At 42.9% G+C, this 3,184-nt stretch carries 1 protein-coding gene; it reads left to right on the top strand.

Features of this window, described 5'->3' with window-relative positions; all coding sequences use genetic code 11:
* Positions 1 to 413 precede the first annotated feature (413 nt).
* Positions 414 to 3,184: mucin-binding protein (locus OCT58_RS06795; protein ID WP_267202126.1), on the top strand; the 2,771-nt coding region annotated here is incomplete at its 3' end.

Raw genomic sequence — 3,184 nt, 5'->3', positions numbered from 1 at the left:
CAGTTCGCGTGTGGTAAGATGATGATAGGTCATTTGTGATATCCTTTGCTTTTGTTTGTGGTTATTCAAAAGTCTATCACAGATGGCTTTTTTATGTTTCTAACTTAATTTTACAAACCGGGACTGAAAAAATTTATCTCTCATTTAAGTATTTTTTTCTGGACGACTTTTATCAAAATATTAATACGGGGAATCTCCTTGAAAGTCATTTTCAGCTTTTTTATACTAAAAAAGCATTTAAAAACATCAAAAAGGGGTAAACGAAATTTGCTTCGTTTTGCTCATTGAAAATTCAGTTTTTGATGAGGAACGGACTGGGTTCTATTTGCGCCTTTTTTGTGTGGAGACAGAGATTGTTGATTGGATAAATACTTTAGTCACAACGAGCAAATATTTATGGGAGAAAAATTGTCATGGTTGGAAAGAATAACCGATTTTTGAAGGAAAGCAAGAACAATCAAAGGTACCAACGCTTCTCACTGCGGAAGTTCAGCATTGGGGTAGTTTCAGTTGCCATCGCTGCTGGGTTCTACATGGGGAGTAGCCAGAGCGTCATGGCCGACACTACGACTTCGGTGCCAACGACTAACGTTACGGCTACTAGTAATGGTAATACTACTAGTGCGAATGCCAACACAACTAGCAGTAGTTCAAATGTTCAATCAAAAACGGATAATTCATTAGCGCCAAACGAAACCTATGTCACTGTAAAGGTAAATCCGAATGCCACTCAGGGCGAAGAATCCTTTAGCGATGCTTTCAAGCTTAACGGTGATGCTTACCAGGCAACACAGGATGGCAACTATTATGTGAAGACTAGTAAGAATGATCCCAACTGGGACGGCACAGTTATCCTAACGCCTAATAAGACGCACCAAAGTGGTAACTTTACTTTAAACAGCCAGATTAGCTTAGAACACGATTTTGATCTGGAAGGTCAGGTTTACCTTGGTGAGTACCAACACTATAATGGTAGCCTTGGTGCCGACGGGATTGGTTTTGCCTTCCATAAGGATAATACTGACAAAGCGGGGGCTGATGGTCGCCGGATTGGTATTGGTGATTTAAAAGATGCCGTTGGTTTTAAGTTGGACACATACTATAACGGCAGTGATCATGGACGGTCAGATACACTTGATCGTCCTTATGGAGCATTTGTAACCACTAGTGACGCGACGCCATACTATGACGGCTCATCTAAGAAATGGACATCTTATGACGTGGATGAAGAAACTGATTCGGCTCAAGCAATCTATTATGATCGAAGCAATCCTGGAGTAATGGACAATGATTGGCATGACTTCAGCATTCACTATGATGCCGCCAGTCAGCAATTAACAGTAAAGCTAGTAGTTCCAATATATAACTGGTATGGAAATCCGACTAAGCCAAAGACACTGGTCTGGCACCGTACGCTAACTGATACTGATCCACTTTCGTTTGCTGTAACGGCCTCGACGGGTGATTGCTATAACTTACAGATGTTTAAGTTTAAGAGCTTCACCTACGTTAAGACTGCTTCTGTAAATGTTAAGTATATTACTGACAAGGGAGAGGACATTTCTGCCTTTGTCAAGGATCGAAACGCTACATACACAAATGATGGTCAAAAGACTTACTACAAGACAAGCCACCCTGATGTAATTAATGTTCCAGACACTAACACTTACTACAGCTTTGTAGGATTAGGTAACGGTTCATTAGATCCGGAAGGTAATTTGACTAAGACGGGTGATAACGGGACCGTTACATACGTCTACAAAGAAATTAACAATGGTCAAAAAGCACAGCTGAAGTTCTACGATGATGATGAAGAACAATTCATTCAGGATGACCAAGGTCATGACCTCGTACAAGAAAAGGCCGATGCTCCTACTAAGGAAATTAAATTCTCTGATGATAAAGAAAAGCAGCTTGAAAAGCAGTACAAGTTTGCAGGTGTTACTAAGGAGAATGGAGATAAATTAGCTGGGGATAGTTTTGCCGCCGTTAAGTTTGGTAATTATGACACTGACGATGACACTACTCAGACTTTTGTTGTTCACTTGAACCATGGCACTAAGCAGGTAACGCAGGACTCTACGATCAAGCAGATAATCCATTACGTCTACGCTGATGGCACCAAGGCGGGCGATGACAATGTTCAAACCGTCAAGTTCACTCAGACTGGTACGACTGATCTGGTAACAGGCAAGACAACTTGGACACCAACGACAGCTCAGACCTTTAAGGATGTCACTAGTCCAACGATTACCGGATACACGTCTGACCAAACGAGTGTGAAGGGCGCTAGTGTTAACGTCGGTGATCAAAATGTTGTTAAGACGGTTACCTACACCGCTAACGAGCAAAATGCCACGATCACGTACGTTGATGACATGACTGGTGAGACGCTGAAGACGGATACGGCTGCTGGCAAGTACAACACCGCAATCAGTTTTAACGTCGACCCAACCACTCAAATCAATACTTACAAAGGCCAAGGCTACAAGCTCGTTTCTAACGACTTTGAAAGTGGTGCTAAGTTTGCCTTAGATAACAGTAAGAACAACTTCACTGTTCACCTGACACACGCAACGAAGGCTGCTAGTCGTGAAGATGATGTTAAACAGACGGTTCACTATGTCATGGCCGATGGTTCCAAGGCACCTAAGGATAATATCCAGACATTGCACTTTACGGAAAATGGTGTGACGGATCTAGTAACTGGTGAGACAACTTGGACATCAAGTGAAGCTCAAAGCTTCACGGATGTAACTAGCCCAGTACTGGATGGTTACACCGCCGATCAGACTAACATTCAAGGCACGGCAGTTAACTTCGGCGATGACGATCTGACGAAGACGGTTACCTACACCGCTAACGAGCAAAATGCCACGATCACGTACGTTGATGACATGACTGGTGAGACGCTGAAGACGGATACGGCTGCTGGCAAGTACAACACCGCAATCAGTTTTAACGTCGACCCAACCACTCAAATCAATACTTACGAAGGCCAAGGTTACAAGCTCGTTTCTAACGACTTTGAAAGTGGTGCTAAGTTTGCCTCAGATAACAGTAAGAACAACTTCACTGTTCACCTGACGCACGCAACGAAGGCTGCTAGTCGTGAAGATGATGTTAAACAGACGGTTCACTATGTCATGGCCGATGGTTCCAAGGCACCTAAGGATAATATCCA

The organism is Limosilactobacillus kribbianus (assembly GCF_026413145.1).
Lineage (GTDB): Bacteria > Bacillota > Bacilli > Lactobacillales > Lactobacillaceae > Limosilactobacillus > Limosilactobacillus kribbianus.
Note: the sequence above shows the minus strand (reverse complement) of the source record. Positions and strands in the feature narration are given on the sequence as shown.